The organism is Falsiroseomonas oryzae, from assembly GCF_027856955.1.
GTDB lineage: Bacteria > Pseudomonadota > Alphaproteobacteria > Acetobacterales > Acetobacteraceae > Falsiroseomonas > Falsiroseomonas oryzae.
Window position 1 is genome coordinate 1 of the sequence record NZ_JAPSMD010000562.1, and the last position, 2,937, is coordinate 2,937.

The 2,937-nt window shown below is 75.6% G+C and carries 4 protein-coding genes; all 4 read left to right on the forward strand.

Annotated elements, in window-relative coordinates; translation table 11 throughout:
* Positions 1–1,214: glutamate-5-semialdehyde dehydrogenase (locus tag OZN99_RS28845; RefSeq protein WP_270938664.1), on the forward strand; the 1,214-nt coding region annotated here is incomplete at its 5' end.
* Positions 1,215–1,242: 28 nt separating this feature from the next.
* The gene (locus OZN99_RS28850; protein WP_270938665.1) at positions 1,243–1,542 is read left to right on the forward strand and encodes a DUF1330 domain-containing protein; all 300 of its coding nucleotides are present in this window, start codon (positions 1,243–1,245) and stop codon (positions 1,540–1,542) included.
* Positions 1,543–1,615: 73 nt separating this feature from the next.
* Positions 1,616–2,488 carry a hypothetical protein gene (locus OZN99_RS28855; protein ID WP_270938666.1) on the forward strand — a complete coding sequence of 291 codons (873 nt, stop codon included), beginning with the start codon at positions 1,616–1,618 and terminating at the stop codon, positions 2,486–2,488.
* The coding region (locus OZN99_RS28860) for a nicotinate-nucleotide adenylyltransferase (protein WP_270938667.1) at positions 2,485–2,937 on the forward strand (453 nt) is incomplete at its 3' end. The genes OZN99_RS28855 and OZN99_RS28860, both read left to right, overlap by 4 nt.

Consider the following 2,937-nt stretch of genomic DNA (forward strand, 5'->3'; position numbering starts at 1 on the left):
ACGCGCGGGAGGCCGCGCATGCGCTGGCGACCGCGCCGCGACCGCAGAAGGACGCCGCGCTGACCGCCGCCGCCACCGCGCTGCGCGCTCGCACCGATGCGCTGCTGGCGGCGAATGCCGAGGACCTCGCCGCCGCCAGCGGCCTGACCGCCGCGTACCGCGACCGCCTGACGCTCACGCCCGCCCGCATCGAGGCTATGGCGAAGGGCCTGGAGGAGGTCGCCGCCCTGCCCGACCCGGTCGGCCGCGTGCTGAGCGAATGGACGCGCCCGAACGGCCTGGTGATCCGCCGCGTCGCGCAGCCGATCGGCGTGGTCGGCATGATCTACGAAAGCCGGCCGAACGTGACCGCCGATGCCGCCGCCCTATGCCTCAAGGCGGGCAGCGCGGTGATCCTGCGCGGCGGCAGCGAGAGCCTGCGCAGCGCGCTGGCGATCCATGCCTGCATCCTGGACGGCCTGCGCAGCGCCGGCCTGCCGGAGGCCGCGGTGAGCGTCGCGCCCACCGCCGACCGCGGCTTCGTCGCGGCCATGCTGCGCGCCGCGGGCCTGATCGACCTCATCGTGCCGCGCGGCGGCAAGGGGCTGGTGACGCGGGTCATGGAGGAGGCGCGCGTGCCCGTGCTCGCCCATGCCGAGGGCCTCTGCCACACCTACGTGCACGAGGCCGCCGACCACGAGATGGCGCGGAAGCTGGTGGCCAACGCGAAGATGCGCCGCACCGGCATCTGCGGCGCGACCGAGACGCTGCTGATCGACGCCGCCGTCGCGCCGACGCTGCTGCCGCTGCTCGTCGCCGACCTCGCGGCGCTCGGGTGCCGGTTCAAGGCCGATGACGGCGCGCGCGCCATCGTGCCGACGCTCGATGCCGCGACGGACGAGGATTTCCGGACCGAATGGCTCGACGCCGTCCTCAGCGTGAAGGTGGTGGACGGCGTGGACGACGCGCTCGATCACATCCGCCGCCATGGCAGCGAGCACACCGAGGCGATCGTCACGCAGGACGAGGCCGCGGCGCGGCGCTTCCTGGACCGGCTCGGCTCCGCCGTCGGCATGTGGAACGCCTCGACGCAGTTCTGCGACGGGGGCGAGTTCGGCTTCGGCGCCGAGATCGGCATCGCCACCGGCCGGCTGCATGCGCGCGGCCCGGTCGGGCTCGAGCAGCTCTGCACCTACCGCTACCAGGTCATCGGCACCGGGCAGATCCGGCCCTAGCGCCGGGCCGGAAACGGGAGGGAGCGTCATGCCCGCCTACTTCGTCGTCGACATCGAGGTCACCGATCCCGACGCCTTCGAGCGCTACCGCGCGGACGTCCCGCCGGTGATCGCGAAGTTCGGCGGGCGCTACCTGGTGCGCGGCGGCGAGCTCCAGCCGCTGGAGGGTGATTTCGGGCTGCATCGACTCGTGGTCCTGGAATTCCCCTCCGTCGAGGCGGCGCGCCGCTTCTACGACAGCCCGGAGTATGCGCCGCTGCTGCAGTTGCGCCTCGCCAGCACGCGCAGCCGGGTGGTGCTGGCGGACGGCTACGCCCCCCCTGCGTGAACGCTGCCGGCTGGCGTGATGAGGGCCGGCGGCGAGTTGCGCTAGGATCGGCGACGACCGGAGGGAAGGATCCATGCGCCGGACCTGGGTTGCCCTTTTCCTGACGCTGGCGCTCGCGCCCGCCCCGGCCCGCGCCGCCTGCCCCTCGGTGGCGGAGGTGGCGCAGCTGGCCGCGGCGATCCTGGACCGGCGCACCCCCCCGGCGCCCCGCGGCGACCTGACCATGGCCGACGCGCTCTGTGCCCGCGACCGGCTGGTGGCGGTGCTGGCGCAGCCCTGGGGCGACCAGGTCGGCTGGAAGGTGGCGCCGGGCGGCGAGGGCGCGCGGCTCTCCGGCGCGCTGTTCCACGGCACGCTGCGCGAGCGGCCGGGGCTGAGCTTCCCGCCCGGCGGCGCCCCGATCCTGCCGGCCCGCTACGGCGCCACCCCGATGCTCGCCCCCGGCCTGCTGCTGCGGATCCGCGACGAGGGGGTGAACGAGGCCGGCGAGGACCCCGTGGCCCTGCTGCGCCATATCGAGGTGGTGATCCCCTTCCTGGAGCTGGCGGACCTGGCCTATGGCCCGGGCGCGCCCTGGTCGCCGGCGCTGCGCCTCTCGGTCAACCTCGGCACGCGGCTCGGCGTGCTGGGCGAACCGGTGGCGGCCGAGGCGACGCCGGCCTTCGCGCAGGCGCTGGAGCAGGTCGCCATCGCGCTCTCGGACGGCACCGGCCCGCTGGCCCAGGGCAGCAGTGCCGGCACCGGCGCGGCCGGCGTGGGCCACCCGCTGGCCGCGCTCGCCTGGCTGGTGCGCGAGCTGAAGGAGCAGGGCCGCCGGCTGAACGCGCAGGACCATGTTGCGATCGCCGGGCTGGTGCCGCTGGTGCCGGCGGTGCCGGGCGACTTCACCGCCACCTTCGCCGGGCTCGGTCCGCGGCCGCTGCAGGTGGGCGTGCAGCTGCGATGAGGCCGAACCCCCGCGGCGACCGAAGGCGGCGCCGCATCGGCCTGCTCGGCGGCAGCTTCAACCCTGCCCATGCCGGCCACCGCCATGTGGCGGAGGCGGTGCGACGCGCCCTGCGGCTGGACGAGGTCTGGCTGATGGTCTCGCCCGGCAACCCGCTGAAGCCCCGCGCCGGCATGGCGCCGCTGGCGCAGCGCCTGGCCTCGGCGCGCGCCGTGGCGGATGGGCGGCGGATCGTCGCCACCGACATCGAGCGCAGCCTGGGCACCCGCTACACGCTGGACACGCTGGCCGCCCTGCGCCGGCGCTTCCCGCGCGCCCGCTTCGTCTTCGTCATCGGCGCCGACAACCTGGTGCAGCTGCCGCGCTGGGCGGGATGGGACCGGCTGGCCGCCCGCACGCCGATCGCCGTGCTGCCGCGCCCGGGCTGGACCCGTCGCGCCCTGGCCGGC